This window comes from Pseudoflavonifractor sp. 524-17, assembly GCF_009935845.1.
Classification (GTDB): domain Bacteria; phylum Bacillota; class Clostridia; order Oscillospirales; family Oscillospiraceae; genus Pseudoflavonifractor_A.
The window spans coordinates 1-23,464 of sequence record NZ_QWEK01000032.1 but is presented as its reverse complement, the minus strand read 5'-3'; the positions used below and the strand labels follow the sequence as shown (position 1 = coordinate 23,464).

Genomic DNA, 23,464 nt, shown 5'->3' with positions numbered 1-23,464 from the left:
TGGGGCGATTTTTGCCCCGCAGGCCGGTGAAGGGTGGTCTGAAATCCAGACCGTTCAGGAAGCGGCGTCCAAAATTTTGGCCAGCGCGGCAAATTCAGGTATGCCCAGCCGCTCTCCACGGATATTCTCCGGCAGGCCGCAGGCGGACAGAGCGGCCCGCAGCTGCTCCTTGGGCAGGGGATAGGCGGCAGAGAGGGCGTTGAGCAGGGTTTTGCGCCGCTGGGCAAAGGCGGCCTTTACCAGCCGGAAGAAGACCTTGTCCTCCACAAGCGTTTGGGCTGGGGTGTCCCTTGGGACGAGGCGCACCACGGCGGAGGTGACCTTGGGCGCGGGGAGGAAGCACTCCGCCGGCACATCGAAGAGAAGGCCGGTGCGGGCATGGTACTGGCAGAAGACGGAAAAGGCGCCGTAATCGGCGGTGCCGGGCTGGGCGCAGATCCGCAGGGCCACCTCCCGCTGAATCATGACCGTGACGGCGGAGAAAATCCCTGCCTCCAGAAAGGCGGTGATCGCTGGCGTGGTGATCTGATAGGGCAGGTTAGCGCACACTATGGGGGTGAGGTTGGGCAGCTTTTCTGCCGCCAGCGCCGCCAGATCCAGCTTCATCACGTCGCCGGGGACGATCTCCACATTGGGACAGCCGGCCAGGGTCTCCGCCAGGATGGGGAAGAGGGCGCGGTCCAACTCCACCGCCGCCACCCGGTCCGCCCGCTGGGCTAGCTGCACAGTGAGGGGGCCGATGCCGGGACCCACCTCAATCACGCCGCACCCCGGCCCTGCGCCGGAGGCCTGGGCAATGGCTTCCGGCACCCAGGACGCGATGAGAAAATTCTGCCCGAGAGCTTTGGAAAAGTGGAATCCATGTCGGGCCAGGAGCTTTTTGATCTCATTGATATTACATAAATCCATAATTACCGCCTTTTGATGTCCGGTCTGTGTCGAATCAAGAGAAGGACCGGCACCAATTATACCACCTGAAGCGGGATTTGTCACGAAAAAGGCCCGCCCCTTTTGGGAGCGGACCTAGGCTGACTGAGAAGAATTTTTGCTCAGCGGAAGGAGAGCAAAGTCTCCACGTCTTTGCGCTTGGGGGGAGCAGGGGTGCCGGCGGGGTAACCCACGGCGATGAGGGCCATAAGCTCCTGGTCCTCCGGAAGATTTAAGTACTGTTCCAGACCCTTTCGGTCAAAAATGCCCAGAATGACGGTGCCTAGTCCCAGGGCATGGGCGGCCAGGCAGAAGGTCTGGGCGGCGATACCGCAGTCATAGTACTGCCAACCCCGCTCCCGGTCGGTGGAAAAGGAACCGTCCCGCTCGAAGCCGGAGCGGTTTTTCACAAAGGTCTGGGCCACTAAAGTGTGGCAGCCGCCGATGACACGGGCGTTAAAGGGGGCGTACTGTTCACAGATTGTATGCAGGGCCTCCGGGTCCTGAATGGCGAGATAGCGGCTGATCTGGGTGTTCTTCCAGGACGGCGCCCAGGCGGCCAGAGAGACGGCCTCTTCCAGCGTGTCCCGGCTGACTGGGTCAGAAGTAAAGGTGCGGATGCTCCGCCGGGTGTGAATACAGGTCTGCAAGTCCATCGCAGCGACCTCCTAATCAAAAATGAGGCGATTGGCACAGCTTCTAAAGATACCTCCATGTTAGACCGGCCGCCGGGAAAAGTCAAGGCTGTTTCCGGGCTGGAGGACAGCGCAGGAGGAGGAGCTGCTTTACATCCTCTAAAATCGCGGCACTGGTGACGCCGATCATCAGCCAGCGGCCCATACGGCTGGGGCGGCTGCTGGTGTAGAGGGCCTGGACATACGGGGTGCAGCGGGGGAGGAGGAGCTCGGCATGGCTGGTCTCCCGCTGGCCGATGGAGACCATGCAGGTAAAGGCGCCCGGAGCGGGGTAGAGGGTACACAGGGCCCGGCCTCCTTTGCGGTATTTTACATTCCAGCCAAAGGCCAGGGAGCACTTGCTGAACTCCAGCTTAGGAGCGGCGTGCCAGGTAGTGTGAAGAAACCCGCACAGCTCGTCCCAAAGAGGAAGGGCTACCAGGGCGCGGATATCCTCCAGAGCGGGAGTTTCCGGGGCGGTGAGAAGGGTTGAGTCTGTCATTTTGTTCTCCAGCGCAGCAGCATGGGGAAGAACTGGCCCATCTGGGCCCTGACCTGCTCGGCGGTGAGTTCCGGGTGCTCCCGGACCATGATAGGCATGCAGAAGTCGATCATCTCCTCCATGGTCATGTCGCCGGTAAACGCGCCGTTCTGGTAGCAGTACTTGCAGTAGTGAGGGCTGGCGGAGCCGTCGGCCTCACTGCCGTGGAGGGCGGGATCGGTGATGGGCATACCACAGGATTGACAGAAGTCGTTGGGATTGAACTGCATAAAAGATACCTCCTTTGGATTGGATGAGCCTATCTTATCACAGCAAACCTGACAACTGCTGTCAGGGCCAGCGCATCCCCGCCAAATTTCTCTGGCCAGCAGACCTAGCCGGCGGCGCAGATCCGGCGGGGACAGGACCTCCACCGCCGCGCCGAAGGAGAGCAGGTAGCCGTACAGCCATTGATCTTCCGGCAGGGTGACCTGGACCAGAAAGCTGCCATCCTCCTGAAGGGTGATGCAGCTGTCGTCAAATTCGTCGTAGACCCGATAGGCCATCCGGGGGGCGAAGGAGAGGACAACGGTAATTGAGAAGGGGAGGGAGCCTGGATTGCCGTCAATGGGGGGCGGCGCCAGCGTCTGGTCAAAGTGCTCCTCCTCCACGGTAAGGTGGAGCATCCGGCTGATCTTAAAGGTGCGGTAGGCCCCGCGAATGCGGCAGAAGCCCTGGAGATACCAGGACTGGCCCTTGAAGACCAGCCGGGCGGGGAGGACGGTGCGCGCCTCACAGCGGCCGGCGGTGCTGACATAGGAAAAGGCAATCACCCGCCGCTCCAGAACCGCCCGCCGGAGCTGCTGGAATTTATCATGGTCCGGCCCGGAGGTACCCCAGTGGGACAGATCCACCTGGAGCCAGTCCGGCGGCCGCTGCCGGAAGAGGGCGGAGAGCTTTTCCAAAGTACCCTGTGCGCCGCTGCGCACTGTCTCCGGCAGGCTTTGCAGGGCGGTGAGCAGCTGTGCCTGTTCTTCATCGCTGAAGGCGGCCCGGTCCAGAATACAGCGATCCAGCAGGGCAATGCCGCCGCCGCTGCCGGGGGTGGCGTAGACTGGAAGGCCCGCCGCCGAGAGGGCGTCAATGTCCCGGTAAATGGTGCGCACCGATACCTCAAACCGCCGGGCCAGCTCCGGCGCGGTAGCCTGCCGGCGGTCCAGCAGATAGTAGTATATCCCAAATAAACGCCCGGCTGACATAGGCCCCACCTCTGTGTCAAAACTCAGATTCCATAAGGCAACTATACCACGGGAAAAGTACGGAGTAAATAGAGAGGGGCGATAGGCGTGAGAATGCAGCCGTACACTTTCTTCTACTCAGCCGCTGCTCGCTGCGTTCAAAACGGCGCCCCCCTAATATTGATACCGTTTTCGATATTTCACGAACATCAATGCGGATAGGGCCAGGGCCATAAGTTCTGCTACTGGCGTAGCCAGCCAGATACCATTTACCCCTAAAATCACAGGCAGGATCAGCATGGTAATCAGCATAAACACGAAAGAGCGCGAGAAAGCGAGAATCGCGGAGATGATGCCGTTAGACAATGCGGTAAACATCCCGCTGGCAAAGATATTAAAGCCAATAAAGAACAGCGCCAGGGTGCAGATTCGATTTCCGGTGACGGCCAGATCATAAACCGGATTATCCGGTCGGGCAAAAACGGACACCAAAGGCTTTGTTGCGGCAAAGGACGCTGCAACCGTTACAAGGGAAATGACGGCAATTACTTTTAGGCTGGTGGAAACCAGTTTCTTTAGCTTTTCCTGATTCTTCTCACCGTAATAGTAACTGAGCATGGGAGCGACGCCATAGGAATACCCCGTGTAAAGGGAACTTGCAAACATCAGGACATACATGATGATGGTCACGGCGGCAACGCCGTCTTCCCCGGCATAGTGGAGCATCGTCCAGTTGAACATCATCGTAATGATGCCTGTGACCAGAGCGGTGGCCATTTCAGAGCATCCGTTTGTCACTGCGCTTGCGAGAACCTTGAAGCGAAAAGCGGGCTTTGTGAAGTGCAGAAGGCTCTTTTTGCGGCTGAACACAAACAGACCAGCAACGGCGGTCACAGAATAGCCCAGGCCGGTGGCAATGGCCGCACCGCTGATTTCCATATCCAGAAGGCCGATAAATACATAGTCGAGCACAATGTTCAGCACACCACCTGACACGGAACAAGTCAGAGACAGCGTTGCTTTTTCAGAGGCGATCATATAGAGCGTGAAATTGTTCATCAGCAGGATCGGGATCGTAAAGAGAAGATAGCGGCTGAGATATGAGGTGCAGTAGCCCGCAACTTCTGAGGACAGCCCCATGCGCCCAAAGATGGTTTCCATCAGGGAGTATCCAAGCATAGTCATGACCAGGCCAACGACCACGTTCACCAAAATCAGGAACGTAAAATCTTCCTTGGCCTCTTTTGGCTTTTGCTCACCCATCTTTTTCATAATGACTGCACTCCCGCCGGCTGCCAGCATGGTGGAAATGGCTGTTACCAATTGAATCACCGGGGCCGTGAGGTTGATTGCAGACAGCGCGCTCGTACCAATCAGGTTAGACACGAACAGACCGTCAACCATGGTGTAAAAGGACATAAAGACAGACATTGCAATGGTAGGAACTGCGAATTTGAGGATGCTCCTCAATGTGACCGGCTTGTTGTAAGTATTTTGATTTTCCATCATCGCTCTCCTCGTATAATAAGATTTGCAGACATCTACGGGGACGGCCTGGTCTGCGCCCTCCGGGAAGATGGACGGCTGGGGAGGTATCAGAGAAAAATCCATGTACTCAACCCCAAGCAGGTCAAGAAGTTCAAGGACTCTTATCCAGATCTGCCCAAGAATGACTGGGTGGACGCTTTTGTCATCGCCGACCATCTCCGCTTTGGCAGGATCGGCAAGGAGGTCTACATGGACGATTACCGCTATGAATCCCTGCAAACCCTTACCAGGGCCAGATTTGACGTTGTGCAGAATCTGACGCGGGAAAAGCAGCACTTTGCCAATTACCTGTTCCTCAAGTGCTCCGGTATGGCCCAAAACAAGGATATCGCCAACTCCAGCGCCGCCACTATCGCCCTCATGGAACGGTTTGAAACGGTGGACGACCTGGCCTATGCTGATCTGGATGAACTGACCGCTTTCATTGCCAAATCCGGCAGGGGCCGCTTTGCCGACCCGGAGGGCACAGCCAAAGCGGTGCAGTCCGCTGCCAGAGGTTCCTACCGTTTACCAAAGACTGTGAATGATTCTGTGAATCAGGCCATGTCCGTGGCCATCGCCACCATGCGGGCACTGGACGGGCAAATCAAAGTTTTGGACAAGGCTATTGAACAGCAATTCCAGATCATCCCCAACACATCCAGATCATCCCCAACACACTTACCTCCATCCCCGGCATTGGTAAGGTTTACTCCGCTGGTATCATTGCTGAGATCGGTGACATCCACCGCTTTAACTCCCAGGCGTCCGTTGCCAAATACGCCGGCCTTGTCTGGACACAGCACCAGTCCGGCGACTTCGAGGCCCAGCACACCAAGCTCACCAAGTCCGGCAACCGCTATCTCCGTTACTACCTGCTGGAAGCCGCCAACTCTGTGAGAAGATGCGGCTACGAGTTCCGGCGCTACTATGACCTCAAGTTCAAAGAGGCCAACCAGTTCCAGCATAAACGCGCACTCGCTTTAACTGCCAGAAAACTGATCCGGTTGGCCTATCGACTGCTGATGGACAACCGCCTGTATATCCCGCTGGAGGGTTGAGCTATCGCTCACCGCTCTGACGAACAGGCCCTGTTTCAAAAATCCGCAGGGACGGGGCTCGGATTGGTGTTGCCTTTTTTATACCTGCTTGGCTCTTTTTATCCGATTTTACAGCAAAATTTTCTGCATCACTCACTTGACTTCATACCATTAGACTTTTTACTTGTTTTTCTTCGGTATATGAGTTATCATAATCTGTACAGTAACTGTACAGTCAAGGGGTATTTTAAAAAATGGAGAAAAAGAGAAAATTGCTCACAATCGGCCAATTTGCGGCCCTGCATAGCATCAATAAGAAAACTCTGATGTGGTACGATGAAATCGGCCTGTTTCATCCGGCGTTTATCCATCCCGAAAACGGATACAGATATTACAGCTATTATCAGAGCGCCATTCTGGAAACGATCCTGCTGCTGCGGGAGTTGGATGTGCCGATTGATGAAATACAGGCATTTATGAAAAACCGTTCCGCCGCCAGCATGAAGCAGCTTTTGCAGGAGAAAATTGATGATTTAGACCGTAATATGGCACATCTGAGAGCGCTACGGAAAACACTATCGTACCATCGCCAGAATATGCAGACATTATTGACGATGGACTTATCGGAAATCAGCATTGTGCGGAAAAAGGAGCGCAGCTTAGTGACCGTAAACATCAGTCAGGACACTACGTTTGATAAGCAGGTAGAGATGATCACCGCTGAAACGAAAAAATATCAGCTTCGCCGTCTGCATGACGCCTCTTATGGGGCAATGATTGCCGTAGAAAGCCTGCAAAGCGGAAATTTCGAGGAGTATTCCAAACTTTTTATTGAAATACCGTTTCCTATAAAAAAAGATGGGCTGTACATACAGCCCGCCGGGGATTATGTGCGGGCATTTTATAGAGACGCGGCGGAAAGTTCTGCGCCGTGCTACCAAAAGATATTTGATTACGTTCAAGCGCGCGGTCTTGCGTTATCTGGGTTTTCTTATGAAGTCATTATCAATGAAAATGTAATTGACCGGACTGAAGATGCGCTCGTACAGATTGAAATACCGGTAACATCAATTGTTTTGCCGCGGCAATAAAAAACCGCCCTGCTGAATTTGTCGTTCAGCAGGGCGGTTTGCTTGCCTGTTGCAATCATTCTTGTGATACTGGTTTGAAATGAATCGTATCAAACCAGTATCACACTACACAATACATAAACTATCCCCCGTAGTTACTGCTTCTCGGCGGCTCTGCCCTTGCGTTGTGATTTAGCCCCATACGTTAATTCCTCCCAGTTCACAGGATGAACCCCGGCGGCGGCCAATGCGGCGGCTATGTTCTCCGGCATGGTCAACCCCATTTCCGCCGCAAATTCTTCCAGGTAGCCGGGGGCCAAATACAGCGCCCTCCCTGTTCCGTCCTCCATGCACTCCGCCAGGGCGGTCAGCCTGCACCCGTTCCCGGCCAGGGCCTCCCGGATGGATCGTACCAGGGCTTCATCCGCTGCCTGCCGGTCATGCCATGTAACAAGGTCTTGGTGGAGGTCACGCCCCGCGCTGTCTTTATAGTCAGCAATCCGCCGCCTGCGCCGGGGCGCATAGTCCCCCAGCGGCTCACATAGCGCGGCCATAGCCCGCTCGGCGTCTGAAAAAATATCGTCCATGCAAGACTCCTTTCGTGTGGACAGAATGGACTAAATGGACAGAATACCGCGAGCGGGACTAATTGTGTCCACAGGTCAACGGGTTTACTTTTATTTTTGGGCTGGCCTTTCTCCCGGCTCCATCCCGCTCCACGTCCTCGATACGGATATAACTGTACTCCGCCAGGACGCGTAGCGGGGCCTCTATGCCTTCCGCCTTTTTGAATTTCCCTCGAACAAGCCGGAACAGGTCACGCTTGCTGATCCCCGCCTCGCCACTGGCCGCAATCGTCTCCGCGCTGATCGGCTCATTGGCCGGAAAGCTGGACAGATGAAGGAGGGCGGCGATCCTCACCATAGCGCCCACCAGCTTGCCGCCCCAGTCCCGCATATGCTCCCATTCTCCGCCCAGCTTCTTTTCGATATACGCCTGGTAGTCCTCCCGAATAGTGTTAGCCTCCGGGGAGAGGTGGACAACACCACCCCCCTGATCTGCCAAAATGCGCCGGACAAACTGCCGGTATTCCGCCCTTGTGCTGCCGGACATACGACTTGCACATAGCATAGAGGAACCGCCCGCACAGTCCCCGCCCCCGGAAAGTGGCGTTATCTATCAGGCCATGAAGGACGGAGGGCTGAATGGCCAGTATCATGGTCAGGCGGGGCTTGGCTATGTAATTCGATTTCCTTCCGATACGGTCAACGGATATGGTGTCCCCGGCGTGTCCCTTTAGGTAAATGTCAAAGTTCGCCGCCCGGTCATACCGTCCCGCTATGCTGTCAAATACGCCGCCCTCCGCACTTGCCACGGTGATGCTGCCGCCCTGCATCTCCATCATGTCCACCAGCTTCTCCGGGGTGGTATCGTCTGCCATAAGGCGGAAGGGGTGCAATTCCTTGAAGTTGGCAAGCCGGGCCGACAGGTCAAGGGCCTCTTGCCGCTTAGCCTCAAAGTTCCCTTTCCCCTTTGCCGCGCTGTTTTGGGCGGCTTGGAGCGCCTTTTCCAGCAGCACCCGCTCCGTCTGATTTTAGGCGATCTCGGCAGCTTCAAATTCCCGCTGCTCCGCCTCATACTCATAGACCGGGCCTGACAGGGCCGATATAACCGCGCTCTTTCGTTCTCCGGGCGGGGCCACAGCCACGGGGTACAGACAAAGCGGCTCTCTCCAGTCCGGGTTAATCTCTACCTCATACTTGGATTGAAACGCCGTTGCCAAAATTCCCAGGGACAGAATGGACAGGATTGCCAAAATCCCCGGCCTCCATCAGCTGTTCAAAACTTTCTCTATCCACCTGGCTATCTGCCCCCTCTCTTTGTAAATTTGCGCTTGTTCCTCTGGTGTCCCATCGGCCAGGGTGTCCGCCCAATGCTCAAAGCAAGGTTGCCAGCGCCTCCCGCTCGGTCAGCCGGTCAAAATCATCCGGAGTATCTATCCCCTGTAAGGCGATGTGCGCCACGCGATAGGCTACGCACAGCTTGGGAATAAAGGCTTCCTGCCATTCCTCAAACGCTTTGTGCACTTTGGCAACCTCCATCCGGCGCTTTGCCGCTTGCACCTCTGCCGTCGTTGGCTGCCGGTGGAAGGGGAGGGCAAGGGCAAAGTCAGCGTTCAGCCGTTCCACCGCCGCCATAGGCTCCAACCCCAGCAGCCGCCCGGTGAAATCGATACTATCCCCGGACGCATTACACGCCCAGCAGCGGAACCGGCCAGCCCGGAAGGACATAGACGGGTGCTTGTCCGGATGGAAGGGACATAGGGCCCAGCCCTTGCGGTCAAAGGTCAGCCCATAATGGCGGGCCGCATCCTTGGCGGAAACCCTCTCCCGGACTGCCCGGAAAACATCAGTCAAGCCCCGCTCCCATCTCGGCCTGTTCCGGTGCTGCAACACCGGAGCGGGCCTTTTTGAGGTCAGCGATCCGCATAGGCAGCACCCGACACCATCCGTTCCACTTCGTCCAGGTCAACCAACCTGCATTTGCCGCCGTCAAAGCGCTTGATTTTCCCATCCAGCACCCACCGGCGCAACCGCTGATAGGTAATAACTGTATTGGTGTCGTTCGCCTTGATTTCCTCTGCTGCTTTGGGAAGTGTTCTGATCCTCGCCATTTTAACAATCTCCTTTACAAAAAAATAAAGGCACCACCGTCAGACTATCGCCTGACAATGGCACCTTTTTGCCCTTCCGCCGGACCGTTTACCGGCGTGGTTGCGCAAGCCATCGACTGGCAAAACCGGCTCAATGGCTCACGACAACGCGCTGGTGGAGAATGTCCACATCCTTGAAGGTAATAACCCGCTCCCCCTGGTACTCCTTCACCGCCAACGACTGGGCTTGGGTGTAGATGGCGATTTCGCTCATGTTATGGTTCTCCTTTCCATGCGGGGCAGCTCAATGGTGCCCATCGTGAGGCCCCATAGGTAGTTGCTCCAGTATTGGGTACAACAGGACACAACGCTCTCATCTTCCTCTTTCATGCACAGATAATGTTTGCGATCCGGAGTACATTGGTCGTATAAGATTATAAACGCACAATATGAAAGCGCAGATTCTGTAATTGTCATGGTGAAAAACTGTAAGTTTGTCAAAGATATTGGACAATGAACTCGACAGGAGAAAGCCAGGAAAGCGGCCTCATCGGCAAGTTGTTGGAACGGCGATTATGGGCAGAGAGCTGTTTTTCAAAGTCGTCAAGGGAGAAGAAAGAGCGGACAGAGTAAAAACGTTTCTGAATCCTCCCTGTGGCTGCGTTCCACCTTGCCATTGTGTCTGGGGATGTAAGGACGGATGAGTTTGTGCTGGATACCCAGTTCAGCAGCAGTTTTTTCGAAAAGAGTCAGGATATCCCGCTTGCTGTTGGAAAAACGGTTGGTAAACTCGAAACCGTTGTCGGTTTGGACACATTCGACCTGGATGCCCTTTCTGGCATACCACTTCACCAACCGCTCTAAGAAGTCCGCAGAAGAATAGGTGGACTGCTCCGGATAGGCGGCGAGAAAGCGGAGCCTGGAGAACTCATCTATGGCGGTATATTGGAACAGGCGCAGTTCCGGGTCAGTGATGCAGCGGCGAGGGACGGTCTTCACATCCACCTGGATCCGCTCGCCTGGATGGGCCATCTGCTGGTAAGACTTTGGCGTGTAAGCCTTTTTCTTCTTCTCCTGTGGGAACATCCCCAGTTTTCGCATAACTCGAAACAGGCTCTCAGGCCGACGGGTATAGCCGCGCTGTTTCAGACGGTACCACAGCTCCACCAGGCCGAGCTGCGGATTACGGTGGCGCATATCCCGGATCAGCTTCAACTCCGCTTTGGTATGCTGCTTGGGGTGGCCGTGAGGACGCCGGGACTGGCAGGCCAGAGACTGTATACTTCCGTCCCAGCGAGCCCGCCAAAAGTAGATATACGACCAGCTCTTGTTGTACTTCCGGCTGGCACGGCTTACGCCGTATTTCTCCGCGTATTTCATTAGGGATTGCCTGTATGCCATGTCCTGTGTTATACTCTTGCTCATGAAGGATGTGGCCTCCTCCCGGTTGGATTAAGTGTGGTAACTCAACTTTAACCGATGCGGCCTCATCCTTCTGCTGTTTTCTTCTGCTGTCCGATATCTATTGTACTCCTACATTAGGCCTTGTTTGAAAAATGGCAATATGCTCAGCGGCGGGATATTTTTTCGTCAGATAAAGCCGATTTGACGCAGGAATACTGGATGTATTTCAAGGAAAATCGGCAAAGTATGGCGGAAAAAGAGCCGCCGTTTGGGCGTGTTGACAATTTTCAAACAGGCCCTAGAACCGCCTGACTGAAGACAGACGCGTCCCGATTGGGCGGGGGCGGGGTTTGGGCTGGGAAGTGCCGGGCCAGCTGAGCGAGGGCGTCTTTGGGGAGGACGGCTGCGCCGTACTCGGTGATTCTGGCGTCCAGATAGGGAGCGGAGGGTGCGGGAGAACCAAATTCTCCCAGCAATCCGATCCACTGCTCTGCCTCACTGGAGAGGGAGAGCCACCAGCCGTCCTCCCACCAGAAGAGGGCGGACTCCTCCGGCGGGCCAGGCCGGGCGTGGGCAGCGGCAAGCAGATCCTCAAAGGAGCAAAAGGAGAACCAGCGCCGGCTGGGGGGGCGGACCCGGGCGAAGACCAGTACGCCGCAGCTGCCGGGGTAGGCGTCAATCTCCAGAACGCCGTCCAGTTCGATACCGGCCTCGCCGCAGGCTGAGCGGGTGAGCTCCAAGGCCCGATCCAGCGGCAGATCTTCGGGGGACAGGCCGTGCTGCCGCAGATCGGCGGGAGTTAGGTAGAGGGCGATACTGGTCGTACCAATGGGCTGAATGGTCATTGGATACCTCCTGTTTACCGATAGATATGAATGAATCCATTATACCGCCTGAATGGGAAGGGGGATAGCGGTAATGTTTGGCCGGGACGGCTGCCTTTTCTGAAAAGAGGGGGCCAGGGTGTGGAAACCTGGGGAGATTTGTGATAGACTATATCTGTATGCGAAAAAAGGAACGGCTCCCCCGGGGGCCGGGAAGGAGAATCGGGCCGTGGAACTGACGGAAAAAATGGTCTCAACGCAGATAAAGTTCAAGGGACGGATTATAACGGTGCGCCTGGACCAGGCGGAGCTGCCCAATGGACACGTTGCTGCCCGGGAGGTGGTGGAACACCCCGGCGGCGTGGCGATTCTGGCGCTGCACGATGATCAGACGGTGAGCGTGGTGCGCCAGTTCCGCTATCCCTTTGGGGAAATTGTCACCGAGCTGCCGGCAGGCAAGCTGGAGTACGGGGAGGACCACCGCCTGGCCGCCCTGCGGGAGCTGGACGAAGAGGTGGGAGAGACCCCCGGCGAGCTGATCTACCTGGGTAAAATTTATGTCTCCCCGGGCTTTTGTACCGAGGTACTGCATATGTACCTGGCCAGAGATCTGAAGCAAGGGGCGGTCCACCCGGATGAGGACGAATTTTTAGAGGGCGGGCGGGTCCCCTTTGACCAGCTGGTGGAGCAGGTGATGAGCGGGGAGATTGTGGACGGAAAAACTGTGGCCGCCGTGCTGAAGACAAAAGTACTGCTGGGGCTGTAGCGCCGCCCGGAACGCGGGGCGGGGAGATAGGGCGAAAAAGGAGGACACCATGAAAAAACGGGTTCTGATTGTAGAGGACGAGAAGAACATCGTGGATATTCTGAGCTTCAATCTGGCCAAAGAGGGCTATGAGACGCTGGAGGCCTACGACGGCGCGGCAGGGCTCCAGCTGGCGCTGGAGCAGAGCCCGGACCTGATTCTGCTGGATCTGATGCTGCCCAAAATGAACGGCTTTGACGTGTGTACCGCCGTCCGGAAGCAGAACCGATCCATCCCCATTTTGATGCTCACCGCCCGGGAGGAGGAGACCGACAAGGTCCTGGGCCTGGAGCTGGGGGCGGACGACTACATTACAAAGCCCTTCTCCATGCGGGAGCTGCTGGCCCGGGTGAAGGCGAACATCCGCCGCACCGAGGTGCTCAGCGCCGCTGTGGAGGAGGAGCCGGCGCAGGGCACCCAGATTGCCGGCGGCCGCATCTCTATCAATGCAGAGCAGATGGTGGCCTACAAGGACCGCCGTCCCCTGGATCTGACCCAGCGGGAGTATGAGCTGCTGAAGTTTCTGGCGGCCCAGCCGGGGAAGGTCTTCTCCCGGGAGGCGCTGATGGAGCACGTGTGGAACTACGAGGGCTATGTGGGAGACGTGCGGGCGGTGGACGTGGCCATCCGCCGCCTGCGTGAGAAGGTGGAGGACGACGCCGCTTCCCCCCAGTTCATTCTCACCCGGCGGGGGCTGGGCTATCTGTTCCACGGGGAGCCATAAGCGCCTGTGAGGAGGGGAGTCCATGTTTCGCAGCCTTCATATGAAGCTGGTGCTCATTATGACACTGCTGATTGTGTCACTGATGGCGGTGGTGGGCGCCTTTCTCATCAACTCGGTGGTGAGCTTCTACATCCACGATTTTTACGACCGGATGCACCGGGTCTTCAGCCAGGATGCCGCCTTTGTCAGCGACCTGAGCAATGCCGCCCCTGGGGAGGAGAACGGCGCGGAGATGATGGCCCAGATTTTGGAGACCTATAACGGCGTACTGGGCGTGGACGGACGCAGCCGCAACTATTATATTCTGGACGGTCGGGGGGCGGCCTGCCTGGAGACCTCGGACAGCCGGGGAGACCTGATACTGGAGAACACCCCCAATCTGAATACCGCCATCAATGGCCGGGAGGGGTATGAGAGCGACATCTCCGCCCCTTATATGGATGTGGCTTTCCCCATCACCCGGGGGGACAGCCGGTATATCATCTATATTCTGGACAACCGGGAGACCATTTCCACCCTGAACGGGGAGCTGATTGAGCTGATTGTAAAATCCCTGTTCTTCGGCGTGGTGATTTCCACACTGCTGTCCTTCCTTCTGTCCAAGACCATGATTATCCCCATCGAGCGCCTGACCGAGGGGGCGGAGCGGGTGGCCGAGGGAGATTTTTCCTACAAGCTGGAGGTGGCCTCCCGGGATGAGATTGGCGTGCTGACCAATACCTTCAACGTCATGGCCCAGCAGCTTCAGGAGACCCTGGCGGAGGTGGAGAACGAGCGAAACAAGCTCAACACCCTCTTTCTCCACATGACCGACGGGGTGGTGGCCTTCTCCCGTCGGGGGGAGGTAATTCACGCCAACCCGGCGGCGGCGGACATGCTGGGCCAGGCCATTCCTGTGGACGGTCCGTGTAGCTACGCCAGCCTGTTTGGGGACATTGCCCCCCTGGAGGATGTGCTGGCGGTGGAGCAGCCGGGCTATCTGGAGGGGACCCGGTGGGTGAACGGCCGCAGTCTGGAGCTGCTGCTGGCCCCCTTCTACCGGGAGGGGCAGGGCGGCGTACTGGTGGTCATCCACGACGTCACGGAGCAGCACAAAACGGAGGAGATGCGCCGGGAGTTTGTGGCCAATGTGTCCCACGAGCTGCGCACCCCCCTGACCAATATCCGCAGCTATGCCGAGACGCTGGTAGACAGCGCGGGGGCGCTGCCCCCCGCCAAAGAGAAGAGCTTTCTGGAGGTAATTTTGGGAGAGAGCGACCGGATGACCCACATTGTCCAGGATCTGCTCACCCTGTCCCGGTTCGACTCGGGGTACAGCGAGCTGAATCTGGCCCCCTTCCCCTTCGGCAGGGCGGTGCAGGAGGTCTACCACGCCAATCTGCTGGAGGCCCAGCGCCATGGCCATGACATGCGCATTCTGCTGGAAGAAAATCTGCCTGACATCGTGGGCGACCGGGAGCGGATGGTTCAGGTAATGATGAATGTGGTATCCAACTCCATCAAGTATACCCCGGATAACGGAAAGATCCTCATCCGGGGGGGACGGAGGGAGGACTGGGTGTGGATGGAGGTGTCAGACAACGGCATCGGCATCCCCCAGGAGGACCGCCCCCGGATTTTTGAACGCTTCTACCGGGTGGACAAGGCCCGCTCCCGGGAGTCCGGCGGCACAGGGCTGGGACTGTCCATCGCAAAGGAGATCGTGGACCGGCACAAGGGGGTTATCCGCCTGGTGGACCGCCCCGGCCCCGGTCTGACCGTGCGGATGGAGTTTTTGGTGGAGGGACCGGACCATGACAAGTGAGAACCCGCAGAAGCAGACCAGGCGGCGGCGGGCCGTTGAGTGGCTCAAGGATATTTTGATCGTACTGCTGGCCTGCTCGGCGGTGTATCTGACCGTGCGCAGCCAGTTCTACACCGGCCTGAGCCAGAGCGGCTGGCTGGCCCAGCTGTTCGGCCCGGAGGACAGCGGCGAGGCGGATCGGATTCTCCGGGTGGATGTGGCGGAGGCGGTGCAGCCGGCCCGGCTGTCGGTCTGCCTGGAGGGGGAGCCTGTCAAACGCTACGGCGCGCAGTACGACGCGGCTCAGACGCAGCAGGATTTCAACGCCTTCCGGGACTTCTTCCAGGAGGCCCTGGCCACCGCCCAGCCCCCCAAGGCGGTGAGTGACCTCCAGTGGCGCAAGGCTCTCCAGCGGCCTGGGATATACCTGGACCTGCTGGGGAAGGTGCCCATGTCCGCCCTGTGCCAGTGGATGGGGGAGGGAGAGGGCAACCCCAATCTGAGCGGGCAGGTCCGCTGCCTGGCGCTGGTGCGCAGCGGGGACGGCGCCGCCGCGGACCTCTACTATAAGAATGAGGAAGACGGTTTGTACTATGCCTGCGCCACCTCGGTGGCCTATGAGGGGTATTTCGCCCGCGCCCTGGCCCAGTACGCGGACAACGGCGTCCGCTTTGCCTATGAGCTGGAAGAGGAGTATTACAGGGCGCTGGACGGCGAGGTAATGGTGGGCCAGGAGGCTGTCCGGCCCAAGGGGTGCCAGCGGACCGCGCCGCTGAATATGGCGGACAGCAGCAGCCGGGCGGCGCTGGAAAAGGCCCTGTCCTTTCGGGGGACCGACTATCAGGTGCCGGGAGAGTGGGTCGTGCGGGAGGAGGACACCCTGCGGCTGTCTCAAGACGGAACTGTAACCTTTGAGGCGGAGGAGAACGGGAAAACCGCCCGCTATCCCATCGAGTCGCCGGAGGGAGTGCCCAGCCTGACCCAGTCCATTGAGACCGCCCGCCGGCTGGCCGCCAGAGGGGTGGACGTCTGGTGCGGCTCGGTGGAGAGCGCCGGCCGGCTCTATCTGGACCAGGTTCTTCCCCTGGAGGAGGAGACCGGCTGGGAGATCCTGTTTCAGTACAGTATCGACGGCATCCCGGTTCGTCTGCAAAAGGGGTATGCCGCCCGCTTCGTGGTGAAGGAGGGCCAGATCGCCGCCTATGAGCTGGTACTCCGGTGCTATGAGGAGACCGGAGAGACCACCTTGGTCCTGCGGGAGCTCCAGGCCGCCGCAGCGCTGCGGGCCCTGAATCCCAACGGCAGAATGGAGCTGTCCCTGTGCTACGAGGAGGAGGGGAACGAGGTTAAGGCCGGCTGGGTGGCCGGGTGACGGCGGAGAGGGGGCTTGATGTAAGGTGGAGTGGTCAAAAATCAAAAACATCATCCTGCTGATCCTGCTGTCGCTGAACGGGATTTTGCTCATTATGGTGGTATCCCAGGAGGTTCGCTATCGATCCTACCAGGCGATTGCCCGGCGGGAGGTGCAGATTACCCTGGCCAGCAGCGGCGTCACCCTGGCGGGGGAGGATCTGCCTCCGGATATGGACCTGCCGGCGGTCCGGCTGGACCAGGAGAACATGCACACCGGAGCGGACCAGGCGGAGGCGCTGCTGGGCCGTTGCCAGCGGGAGGACGAGAGCGGCGGCGTCCGGGTGACCTACTCCAGCGGCCAGGGCCAGCTGGACTCCTTTGGCAGCGGGCGCTTTACCGCGGAGCTTTCCCCCGGGGCCATGCCGGTCCAGGGGGAGAGTCTGGAGGAGCACGGCAGAGAGGTGCTGGAAAAGCTGGGCTTTGCGGGGCGGCTGATAGAGCGCCGGGAAGAGGGGGAAGAGCAGATTTTGGTCTACTGCCAGCTGTGGCAGGGGGATATTACTATCTTTAACTGCCAGGCCGCCCTCATCTACCAGGGGGACGAGCTGCGCCGGATAGAGGGCCAGCGGGTACAGGGGACAGGAAGTACCAGCCGGGGCGAGATGATCACGGTGCCCACGCTGCTGATCCGCTTCCTCAGCCAGCGCAACGAGAGCGGTCGGATGTTCAGCCGCATCAACGCCATTACAGCGGGCTACCGCCTGTCCGGCAGCCGGGTTTTCATGCTGGAGCCGGTGTGGTATGTGGAGACCGATACAGGCTCCTACACGCTGAGCGGCAGGGACGGCAGTCTGTTGTCATAAATAACGGGAAAAAAACTTGCGGCGCGGAATAAAATTCCGCGCCGCAAGTTTTTGAGCTGGTCAGCAGATATGAAGCTGGTCAAAGAGGGCGCCGATGGGGGCGGCGACGACCAGACCGGCGGCCTGGTCGTAGGGGGTGGGGGTCTTGTTGATCAAAGCCAGCCGATTCCCCCGGAAATACTGGATGAGGCCCGCGGCGGGGTAGACCGCCAGGGAAGTGCCGCCGATGATGAGCAGGCCGGCGTCCTGAATGGCCCGAAGGGCGCTGTTCATCACACTCTGGTCCAACGCCTCCTCATAAAGAACCACATCTGGCTTTACCACACCGCCGCAGACAGAGCAGCGGGGAACCCCCTGGCTGTGGATCATAAAGTCCAGATCATAGGATTGGCGGCAGTTCATGCAGTAATTGCGGTGGACGGAGCCGTGGAGCTCGTAGACCTGGACGCTTCCCGCGGCCTGGTGCAGGCCGTCAATGTTTTGGGTGACCACAGCCCGGAGCTTCCCTGTTCTCTCCAGCTCCGCCAGCTTCCGGTGGGCGGGGTTGGGCTTGGCGTCAGGCCAGAGCATTTTCTCCCGGTAGAAACGGAAAAATTCCTCCGGATCCCGATCGAAAAAGCTGCGGCTGATGATGGTCTCCGGCGGATAGCGGTAGCTCTGGTGATAGAGCCCGTCTACGCTGCGGAAGTCGGGGATGCCGCTCTCGGTGGACACCCCCGCGCCGCCGAAAAAGACGATGTTTTGGCTTTCGTCAATCCACTTCTGAAGCTGTTTGACCGATTCTTCCATGGCAGTTCCTCCTTCGCATCGCTGCATCTCTTCCCATAATTGGGGGATGAGTTAAGGCCGCGCTTGGCGCGCTTTGATTGATGGCTGTCCTATATCCACCACCTGGGAGTCAGTTCACCAAGCGTAACGACCTCCTCGTTATCAAAATCAATCAGCACTTCAATTTCCCCGTAACTATCCGGCATAAGCTGCGCCATCAGTTCCCGGCAGGCGCCGCATGGCGCGCCTGATTTTCCACTCGGCATGATTGCGAGCACCTTTTTGATCTCCTGTTCGCCGTTTGTTATCATATTAAAAATCGCGCTTCTTTCCGCACAGATTCCCAATGTGGAGCAGGTATCCACGCAGACGCCTGTGTAGATGTTTCCTGAAGACGACAGTATTGCGGCAGCCACGCCTCCTGCGTCTACATAATCAGACAGTTTCCTTGCGTGTTGTACGGCTCTCGCAGCCTGAAACAGTTCCCTCCAGATCTGTTCCATATGACGTTCCCCCTTCTTACCGGAAGACAACGATTTATCGCGCTGAGCGCGGGTCATAGGGCCGAGCCCTCAGCGCCGGTACCTGGTTGCCCGATATGAGCCGCCAAGGGACACGGTTCTGTTCTGAAATCAGTGTCTACAGGTATGGCTGCGCGTTTTATGGGCGCTGCCCCGGTTGGAACAGCCGCCGCAGGCGGCGCAGTGGCTGTCCCGGCCGCAGCCGCCCCGAAGCTGCCGGACAATGGCCCGGCCCACAGACCAGAAGGACCAGCAAATCAAAAGAGCCAGGGCCAGATAGATCATGTATTTTACCATATAAAATAAAACCTCCTCGCAACGAAACTCAGGCCAGCGGGAAGAGCAGAGAGCCAATCTGATAGACCAAAAAGGCGCCCAGATAGGCCGCGGCGATCTGCCATAGGATGGAGCGGACGGTCCAGCTCAGGCTGTTCATCTCCCGATAGATGGTGGACACCGCCGCCACACAGGGGACATAGAGAAGCACGAAGACCAGGAAGGCGTAGACCGCCACCGGGGAGGCAAAGGTGCCGCTGAGGGCGGCGGCCACCGCCGCGCCCCCTGCCCCGGCGGAGAAACCGCAGAAGAGGCTCATGGAGGAGACCACCGCTTCCTTGGCGACCAGACCGGTGAGGAGAGAGACCGCAGCCTGCCAGGTGCCGAAGCCCAGGGGGCGCAGCACCGGGGCGATGGCGCTGCCCACCGCCCCCAGGAAGGAATTGGCGGCGTTGTCCACCATGACGAATCCCCCGTCCCAGCCAAAGGACTGGAAGAACCAGAGCACCACGCTCATGGCCAGAATCAGGGTGCCTGCCTTGACCAGGAAGCCCCGTACCTTTTCCCACACGTGGAGGGCGATATTCTTCAGAGTGGGCAGGCGGTAGGGGGGCAGCTCCAGCACGAAGGCGGCGGGCTCCCCCTTGAAAAGGGTCTTTTTCAGCACAAGGCCGGACAGAATAGCGAAGCACAGCCCGGTGACGTAGAGGGAGAAGACCACCAATCCGCTGTGCCGGGGGAAGAAGGCGCCGGCCAGCAGTCCGTATACCGGCAGGCGGGCGGAGCAGGACATAAAGGGCACCAGCATAATGGTCATACGCCGGTCCTTCTCGTGCTCCATGGTGCGGGCGCCCATAACGGCGGGGACGGTGCAGCCAAATCCCATCAGCATGGGGATGAAAGCCTTGCCGCTCAGGCCGAAGCGCCGCAGCAGCCGATCCATGATAAAGGCGGCCCGGGCCATGTAGCCGGAGTCCTCCAGAAAGGACAGGAAGAAGAAGAGCAGGGCGATCTGGGGCAGGAAGACCAACACCCCGCCCACGCCGGAGACAATGCCGTCCAGCAGGAGGGATTCCGCCCAGGGGGCCACCTGGGCGGCGGCCAGGCCGGCCCGGATCCCCTCCGTGACCGGCCCGGTAATGATCTCCTCCACCAGATCGGACAGGGCCTGGCCGGGGCCGAAGGTGAGGGCAAACATGGCCAGCATCATCAGCAGAAAGAGGGGGATGGCCAGAACCCGGTGGGTGACAAAAGCGTCGATCTTGTCCGAGGGGGTCAAAGCCCCCCGGTCCTGTCCCCTGCGCACGGCCAGGGCCACCACGTTCTGGATAAACTGGTACCGGCTGTCCGCAATTAAGGTCTCCCGGTCCCCCAGGACGTAGGCCCCCTCGTACTGGGCGCAGACGGCCTCCACACCCCGGCGCTCCTCCTCGCTCAGGGCCAGACTCTCTTCCACCAGCCGGTCCCCCTCGATGAGCTTGATGGACGCCCAGTGGGCGGGGATGTGGGCGGCGTAGGCCCGGTCGTGAATCAGCTCCCCCATCTTGTGGTGGATCTGGTGGGTGTAGCTGTCGTAGAGATCGTCGGGCTCCACGGTGACGCCGGTGTGTATCTGCCGGTGGGCGGCCTGAAGGAGGGACTGGATATTCTTTCCGGTGCGGGCGGTGATGGGAATCACCGGTACCCCCAGGGCCTGGGAGAGGGCCTGTATGTCAATGCGGTCCCCGTGCTTCTCCACCTCGTCCATAAAGTTGAGGGCTACCACCATGGGCCGCTCCAGCTCCAGAAGCTGGGCGGTGAGGTAGAGGTTGCGCTCCAGATTGGTGGCGTCTACAATGTTGATAATGGCGTCGGGCCGCTGGCCCACAATGAAGTCGCGGGCCACAATCTCCTCCATGGAGTAGGGGGACAGGGAGTAGATGCCCGGCAGGTCCACAATGGTCACCGGCCGGCCGTCCACCTGGGCGGCGCCCTCCTTTTTCTCCACGGTGACCCCGGGCCAGTTGCCTACATACTGGTTGGAGCCGGTGAGGGAATTGAACAGGGTGGTTTTGCCGCAGTTGGGGTTGCCGGCCAGGGCCAGCTTCATGGTGCGGGTGTCGTGGCTGGCGAAATCCGGTGGACCGCCGTGCTCCGCCGCCTCGTGGGCGTGGTCGGCGCTCATCCGGCGGAGGGTCTCCTCGTCGGGGATGTGCTGAACCATGCTGGAGCGCTTCTGGCGGATGAGTCTGGCAGCCTGGGCCTCCTCCCCGGTGGCCAGAGTGATCTGCCGGGCGTCCTCCCGCCGGAGGGAGAGCTCATACCCCCGGATATTGACCTCAATGGGGTCGCCGAAGGGGGCGATTTTGCGCACGGTGATCTGGGTCCCCGGGGTGAGGCCCATGTCCACCAGCCGCCGCTTGACCGGCCCGCGCTCATTCCCCACCCGGAGAATGACGCCGCTCTCGCCGGGAGAGAGGGCCTCCAGCGTGCCCTTGCGCTGTGTGGTGTCTGTCTTCATTTCCCGCCGTCCTGTCTCCAAACTGGATAAATTTCACTTAAATTTGTTTCTGTATGAAACAATTATACGCTTCCCCGCCCTGCACTGTCAAGGGAGTGGAAACGGGTTCCGAAAAGTTCCCGCTGGGCGGAAAAAGAGGCCCGTAAGTTGGGACAACTTCCATAAGGAAGCGGACGCCCGCCGGAAAGAAATTGCTTTTCGGCGGGTGCTGCTTTATGATGAACTCATCTACAAATTCAGATTTATTAAGGAGCTGTATAGAGCAACAAATAGAGCAGAACGAAAAATCGGGATTTGGAGGAATTAAGTATGGATAAGGACAAAAGAAAATTAACAGAAAAAGAATTGAAACATAAAGATTGCTTTGAAAAAATAAGCTCTGAAATGCAACAAAAAGGATATAAAATGAAGAATGTGGTTATCAATACACAAAAAGCAAAGTATTTAGCTCTTTTAGTCATGTTTCCGTTTATGGCTTTAACATTTTGGCTCTACAATAATGTGAATGGTTTTAATTTAGATGGTATTTCCTGGGGATATGCTGTGGCGTTGCCTTTGCTTATTTTATGCCTGATCATCGTGCATGAGCTGATACATGGAATTACCTGGGGGATTTTTGCAAAAAATCATTTTCATGCGATTGATTTCGGAATCGTTTGGAGTACTTTATCTCCATATTGCACTTGCTTCGAACCGTTGAAAAAGTGGCAATATCTGTTAGGAACTGCTATGCCTACATTGGTTTTAGGAGGTGGGGGTGCAGTGGCTGCGGTGATGACAAATCAGTTACTACTATTTTTTGCGGCAGAATACATGATTTTATCAGGTGGCGGAGATTTTCAACTTATACTGAGAAGTATATTAGCTGATAAGCGAGAAAGTCTGTATTGCGCCCATCCTTACGAATGTGCTTTTGTAGTTTTTGAGAAATAGGAACGAATACTACAAATTTCTGCTTGTAGGATAGAAGCCAAAAGAAATTTGAATAACCACCGTACATACAGAACGGCACACCAAGACAGGAAATCAAGAAAAGGTTTCCTGTTTTTTTGCGCCCATTTTTGGCATTTTCAAAAATCGCCAGTATTATGCCGTGCAAAGGGGATAGAAAGAAATTTCTGAAAATTTCCGCCTATTCGGGCTTGTGCGGTTTTGTAAGGAATAGAGGGAAATTTCCGTAAATCACCATCATTTTCGCTTTGCGTGGTGTTGTAGGTAGTAAGGGGAGAATATCGCTGTTACTTTGGCAAAATCCCCGCTTGCGGCACTAAAGGTATTGAGGGAAGCCCACACAGCGGAAGCCGCCACTTTCTTAGAGCAAGATTCTACCACAGTACCAAATTTCGCTAATCGCTCATTTTGTCCTGCGGGAATCTTGTTGGGGTTGCCACCCCAAGCCCGCCTTTTTGCGGCTTGCGCCGCTTGAAAAATCTCCGAAAAAATATTTTCGGATTTTTCAAAAAACACTTCCGTTTTGCCCCCTGTTTTTCTCCTATTGGTGAGAGGGCAAAGCATAAAAAGAAAGGAGTTGAAGCCCATGAGAAAATACAACACGCCCCACCGCCACCGGGTAATCAAAACACGCTTGACCGAGGAAGAATACGCCGAGTTTTCCGAGCGTGTCACCCTCTGCAAAATGAGCCAAGCCGAGTTTATCCGGCAAGCCTTAATCAAGTCAAGCATACGCTCGGTTATCACCGTTTCCCCGGTCAATGATGAACTGCTCTCTGCCGTTGGGAGGCTAACCGCCGAGTACGGGAAAATCGGCGGCAACTTGAATCAGATTGCCCGCTGTCTGAACGAGTACGGCACACCCTATAACGCCCTTTCCCAAGAGGTACGAGCCGCCCTGTCCGGGCTTGCCGCCTTGAAGTTTGAAGTCTTGCAGAAAGTAGGTGAAGCCGTTGGCAACATTCAAACATATCAGCTCTAAAAATGCCGACTATGGGGCGGCTGAATGATGTGGTATAAAAAAAGTTGACACCCCATTCTCAAGGATTGGGTATATAATCAAGAGAATAAGGAGTGGACAA

The 23,464-nt window shown here is 57.5% G+C and carries 25 protein-coding genes and 3 pseudogenes; 11 read left to right on the top strand and 17 right to left on the bottom strand.

Translation table 11 applies throughout. The annotated features are described in order from the left end of the window. Positions 1 to 54 precede the first annotated feature (54 nt). From rsmA to D1159_RS12275, 5 genes are all read right to left on the bottom strand, one after another. On the bottom strand, positions 55 to 909 hold the full coding sequence (gene rsmA, locus D1159_RS12295) for a 16S rRNA (adenine(1518)-N(6)/adenine(1519)-N(6))-dimethyltransferase RsmA (RefSeq protein WP_161845958.1): 855 nt from the start codon (positions 907 to 909) through the stop codon (positions 55 to 57). A 140-nt stretch (positions 910 to 1,049) separates the two neighbouring features. Continuing rightward, positions 1,050 to 1,583 carry a nitroreductase gene (locus D1159_RS12290; RefSeq protein ID WP_161845957.1) on the bottom strand — a complete coding sequence of 178 codons (534 nt, stop codon included), beginning with the start codon at positions 1,581 to 1,583 and terminating at the stop codon, positions 1,050 to 1,052. A gap of 82 nt (positions 1,584 to 1,665) precedes the next feature. After that, the gene (locus tag D1159_RS12285; protein WP_161845956.1) at positions 1,666 to 2,103 is read right to left on the bottom strand and encodes a DUF3788 domain-containing protein; all 438 of its coding nucleotides are present in this window, start codon (positions 2,101 to 2,103) and stop codon (positions 1,666 to 1,668) included. Continuing rightward, entirely contained in the window at positions 2,100 to 3,341 is a 1,242-nt protein-coding gene (locus D1159_RS12280; protein ID WP_161845955.1) for a WYL domain-containing protein, read from the bottom strand. Before D1159_RS12280 ends, D1159_RS12285 begins: the two co-directional genes overlap by 4 nt. A gap of 153 nt (positions 3,342 to 3,494) precedes the next feature. After that, positions 3,495 to 4,829: an MATE family efflux transporter gene (locus tag D1159_RS12275; RefSeq protein ID WP_347563687.1), complete on the bottom strand. Its 1,335-nt coding sequence runs from the start codon at positions 4,827 to 4,829 to the stop codon at positions 3,495 to 3,497. Here D1159_RS12275 and D1159_RS19705 point away from each other — a divergent pair. From D1159_RS19705 to D1159_RS12265, 4 genes and pseudogenes are all read left to right on the top strand, one after another. Further along, positions 4,815 to 5,099, top strand: a pseudogene (locus D1159_RS19705) (transposase); the annotation flags it as partial. The gene D1159_RS12275 and the pseudogene D1159_RS19705 overlap by 15 nt on opposite strands. Before the next feature lie 386 nt (positions 5,100 to 5,485). Beyond that, positions 5,486 to 5,719: pseudogene (locus tag D1159_RS20230) on the top strand (IS110 family transposase); the annotation flags it as partial. A gap of 24 nt (positions 5,720 to 5,743) precedes the next feature. Continuing rightward, positions 5,744 to 5,908 (top strand): hypothetical protein, encoded by a 165-nt coding sequence (locus D1159_RS20225; RefSeq protein WP_347563686.1) that lies wholly within the window; start codon positions 5,744 to 5,746, stop codon positions 5,906 to 5,908. Positions 5,909 to 6,141: 233 nt separating this feature from the next. Next, positions 6,142 to 6,978, top strand: a complete 837-nt coding sequence (locus tag D1159_RS12265; protein ID WP_161845954.1) for a MerR family transcriptional regulator — start codon at positions 6,142 to 6,144, stop codon at positions 6,976 to 6,978. A gap of 134 nt (positions 6,979 to 7,112) precedes the next feature. Here D1159_RS12265 and D1159_RS12260 read toward each other — a convergent pair whose 3' ends face one another. From D1159_RS12260 to D1159_RS12220, 7 genes and pseudogenes are all read right to left on the bottom strand, one after another. Next, positions 7,113 to 7,544 carry an HET domain-containing protein gene (locus tag D1159_RS12260; protein WP_161845953.1) on the bottom strand — a complete coding sequence of 144 codons (432 nt, stop codon included), beginning with the start codon at positions 7,542 to 7,544 and terminating at the stop codon, positions 7,113 to 7,115. Between the two features lie 58 nt (positions 7,545 to 7,602). Further along, positions 7,603 to 8,740, bottom strand: a pseudogene (locus D1159_RS19695) (YfjI family protein). Between the two features lie 154 nt (positions 8,741 to 8,894). Next, complete coding sequence (locus D1159_RS12240; protein ID WP_161845949.1) at positions 8,895 to 9,374, bottom strand: CHC2 zinc finger domain-containing protein; 480 nt, start codon at positions 9,372 to 9,374, stop codon at positions 8,895 to 8,897. A gap of 59 nt (positions 9,375 to 9,433) precedes the next feature. Further along, positions 9,434 to 9,631, bottom strand: a complete 198-nt coding sequence (locus D1159_RS12235; protein ID WP_161845948.1) for a hypothetical protein — start codon at positions 9,629 to 9,631, stop codon at positions 9,434 to 9,436. Between the two features lie 130 nt (positions 9,632 to 9,761). Beyond that, positions 9,762 to 9,884: an ORF6N domain-containing protein gene (locus D1159_RS20055; protein ID WP_161845947.1), complete on the bottom strand. Its 123-nt coding sequence runs from the start codon at positions 9,882 to 9,884 to the stop codon at positions 9,762 to 9,764. A 329-nt stretch (positions 9,885 to 10,213) separates the two neighbouring features. Further along, positions 10,214 to 11,035, bottom strand: a complete 822-nt coding sequence (locus D1159_RS12225; protein WP_243152267.1) for a DDE-type integrase/transposase/recombinase — start codon at positions 11,033 to 11,035, stop codon at positions 10,214 to 10,216. A gap of 266 nt (positions 11,036 to 11,301) precedes the next feature. Then, the gene (locus D1159_RS12220; protein ID WP_202621068.1) at positions 11,302 to 11,859 is read right to left on the bottom strand and encodes an adaptor protein MecA; all 558 of its coding nucleotides are present in this window, start codon (positions 11,857 to 11,859) and stop codon (positions 11,302 to 11,304) included. Between the two features lie 208 nt (positions 11,860 to 12,067). Here D1159_RS12220 and D1159_RS12215 point away from each other — a divergent pair, with 208 nt between their 5' ends. Genes D1159_RS12215 through D1159_RS12195 form a run of 5 tightly spaced genes read left to right on the top strand, consistent with a single transcriptional unit; the run spans position 12,068 to position 17,366 of the window. Beyond that, a complete protein-coding gene (locus D1159_RS12215) occupies positions 12,068 to 12,604 on the top strand; it encodes an NUDIX hydrolase (protein ID WP_161845946.1) in 537 nt (178 codons plus the stop codon). Positions 12,605 to 12,653: 49 nt separating this feature from the next. Beyond that, complete coding sequence (locus D1159_RS12210) at positions 12,654 to 13,367, top strand: response regulator (protein ID WP_161845945.1); 714 nt, start codon at positions 12,654 to 12,656, stop codon at positions 13,365 to 13,367. 22 nt (positions 13,368 to 13,389) lie between these two features. Continuing rightward, positions 13,390 to 15,171 carry an ATP-binding protein gene (locus D1159_RS12205; RefSeq protein WP_161845944.1) on the top strand — a complete coding sequence of 594 codons (1,782 nt, stop codon included), beginning with the start codon at positions 13,390 to 13,392 and terminating at the stop codon, positions 15,169 to 15,171. Beyond that, a complete protein-coding gene (locus tag D1159_RS12200; RefSeq protein ID WP_161845943.1) occupies positions 15,161 to 16,522 on the top strand; it encodes a hypothetical protein in 1,362 nt (453 codons plus the stop codon). The genes D1159_RS12205 and D1159_RS12200 overlap by 11 nt, the downstream gene beginning before the upstream one ends. Before the next feature lie 25 nt (positions 16,523 to 16,547). Continuing rightward, positions 16,548 to 17,366, top strand: a complete 819-nt coding sequence (locus D1159_RS12195) for a hypothetical protein (RefSeq protein WP_161845942.1) — start codon at positions 16,548 to 16,550, stop codon at positions 17,364 to 17,366. A gap of 60 nt (positions 17,367 to 17,426) precedes the next feature. Here D1159_RS12195 and D1159_RS12190 read toward each other — a convergent pair whose 3' ends face one another. The 4 genes from D1159_RS12190 to feoB all read right to left on the bottom strand — a co-directional run bounded on the left by D1159_RS12190 (position 17,427) and on the right by feoB (position 21,431). After that, positions 17,427 to 18,155 (bottom strand): NAD-dependent protein deacylase, encoded by a 729-nt coding sequence (locus tag D1159_RS12190; RefSeq protein ID WP_161845941.1) that lies wholly within the window; start codon positions 18,153 to 18,155, stop codon positions 17,427 to 17,429. A gap of 89 nt (positions 18,156 to 18,244) precedes the next feature. Then, entirely contained in the window at positions 18,245 to 18,637 is a 393-nt protein-coding gene (locus D1159_RS12185; RefSeq protein WP_161845940.1) for a cytidine deaminase, read from the bottom strand. 129 nt (positions 18,638 to 18,766) lie between these two features. Next, positions 18,767 to 18,952 (bottom strand): hypothetical protein, encoded by a 186-nt coding sequence (locus D1159_RS12180; protein WP_161845939.1) that lies wholly within the window; start codon positions 18,950 to 18,952, stop codon positions 18,767 to 18,769. A 28-nt stretch (positions 18,953 to 18,980) separates the two neighbouring features. After that, the gene (gene feoB / locus D1159_RS12175) at positions 18,981 to 21,431 is read right to left on the bottom strand and encodes a ferrous iron transport protein B (RefSeq protein ID WP_161845938.1); all 2,451 of its coding nucleotides are present in this window, start codon (positions 21,429 to 21,431) and stop codon (positions 18,981 to 18,983) included. Positions 21,432 to 21,740: 309 nt separating this feature from the next. On the opposite strand from feoB, the gene D1159_RS12170 reads away from it, so the two are divergent. Continuing rightward, positions 21,741 to 22,364: a DUF3267 domain-containing protein gene (locus D1159_RS12170; protein WP_161845937.1), complete on the top strand. Its 624-nt coding sequence runs from the start codon at positions 21,741 to 21,743 to the stop codon at positions 22,362 to 22,364. Between the two features lie 255 nt (positions 22,365 to 22,619). On the opposite strand, the gene D1159_RS12165 is transcribed toward D1159_RS12170, so the two are convergent. After that, positions 22,620 to 22,982, bottom strand: a complete 363-nt coding sequence (locus tag D1159_RS12165; RefSeq protein WP_161845936.1) for a hypothetical protein — start codon at positions 22,980 to 22,982, stop codon at positions 22,620 to 22,622. Between D1159_RS12165 and D1159_RS12160 the strand changes: the two genes are divergently transcribed. Beyond that, complete coding sequence (locus D1159_RS12160; protein ID WP_161845935.1) at positions 22,969 to 23,364, top strand: plasmid mobilization relaxosome protein MobC; 396 nt, start codon at positions 22,969 to 22,971, stop codon at positions 23,362 to 23,364. The genes D1159_RS12165 and D1159_RS12160 overlap by 14 nt on opposite strands. Positions 23,365 to 23,464: the final 100 nt, after the last annotated feature.

Excerpts from the sequence above, each read along its gene's own strand:
- D1159_RS12275 (WP_347563687.1), bottom strand. The coding sequence starts at position 4,829 with ATGATGGAAAATCAAAATACTTACAACAAGCCGGTCACATTGAGGAGC.
- D1159_RS12235 (WP_161845948.1), bottom strand. The coding sequence starts at position 9,631 with ATGGCGAGGATCAGAACACTTCCCAAAGCAGCAGAGGAAATCAAGGCG.
- feoB (WP_161845938.1), bottom strand. The coding sequence starts at position 21,431 with ATGAAGACAGACACCACACAGCGCAAGGGCACGCTGGAGGCCCTCTCT.
- D1159_RS12180 (WP_161845939.1), bottom strand. The coding sequence starts at position 18,952 with ATGGTAAAATACATGATCTATCTGGCCCTGGCTCTTTTGATTTGCTGG.
- D1159_RS12200 (WP_161845943.1), top strand. The coding sequence starts at position 15,161 with ATGACAAGTGAGAACCCGCAGAAGCAGACCAGGCGGCGGCGGGCCGTT.
- D1159_RS12280 (WP_161845955.1), bottom strand. The coding sequence starts at position 3,341 with ATGTCAGCCGGGCGTTTATTTGGGATATACTACTATCTGCTGGACCGC.
- D1159_RS12170 (WP_161845937.1), top strand. The coding sequence starts at position 21,741 with ATGGATAAGGACAAAAGAAAATTAACAGAAAAAGAATTGAAACATAAA.
- D1159_RS12225 (WP_243152267.1), bottom strand. The coding sequence starts at position 11,035 with ATGAGCAAGAGTATAACACAGGACATGGCATACAGGCAATCCCTAATG.
- rsmA (WP_161845958.1), bottom strand. The coding sequence starts at position 909 with ATGGATTTATGTAATATCAATGAGATCAAAAAGCTCCTGGCCCGACAT.
- D1159_RS12185 (WP_161845940.1), bottom strand. The coding sequence starts at position 18,637 with ATGGAACAGATCTGGAGGGAACTGTTTCAGGCTGCGAGAGCCGTACAA.
- D1159_RS12265 (WP_161845954.1), top strand. The coding sequence starts at position 6,142 with ATGGAGAAAAAGAGAAAATTGCTCACAATCGGCCAATTTGCGGCCCTG.
- D1159_RS12285 (WP_161845956.1), bottom strand. The coding sequence starts at position 2,103 with ATGACAGACTCAACCCTTCTCACCGCCCCGGAAACTCCCGCTCTGGAG.
- D1159_RS12160 (WP_161845935.1), top strand. The coding sequence starts at position 22,969 with ATGAGAAAATACAACACGCCCCACCGCCACCGGGTAATCAAAACACGC.
- D1159_RS12210 (WP_161845945.1), top strand. The coding sequence starts at position 12,654 with ATGAAAAAACGGGTTCTGATTGTAGAGGACGAGAAGAACATCGTGGAT.
- D1159_RS20055 (WP_161845947.1), bottom strand. The coding sequence starts at position 9,884 with ATGAGCGAAATCGCCATCTACACCCAAGCCCAGTCGTTGGCGGTGAAG.
- D1159_RS12290 (WP_161845957.1), bottom strand. The coding sequence starts at position 1,583 with ATGGACTTGCAGACCTGTATTCACACCCGGCGGAGCATCCGCACCTTT.
- D1159_RS12260 (WP_161845953.1), bottom strand. The coding sequence starts at position 7,544 with ATGGACGATATTTTTTCAGACGCCGAGCGGGCTATGGCCGCGCTATGT.
- D1159_RS12205 (WP_161845944.1), top strand. The coding sequence starts at position 13,390 with ATGTTTCGCAGCCTTCATATGAAGCTGGTGCTCATTATGACACTGCTG.
- D1159_RS12220 (WP_202621068.1), bottom strand. The coding sequence starts at position 11,859 with ATGACCATTCAGCCCATTGGTACGACCAGTATCGCCCTCTACCTAACT.
- D1159_RS12190 (WP_161845941.1), bottom strand. The coding sequence starts at position 18,155 with ATGGAAGAATCGGTCAAACAGCTTCAGAAGTGGATTGACGAAAGCCAA.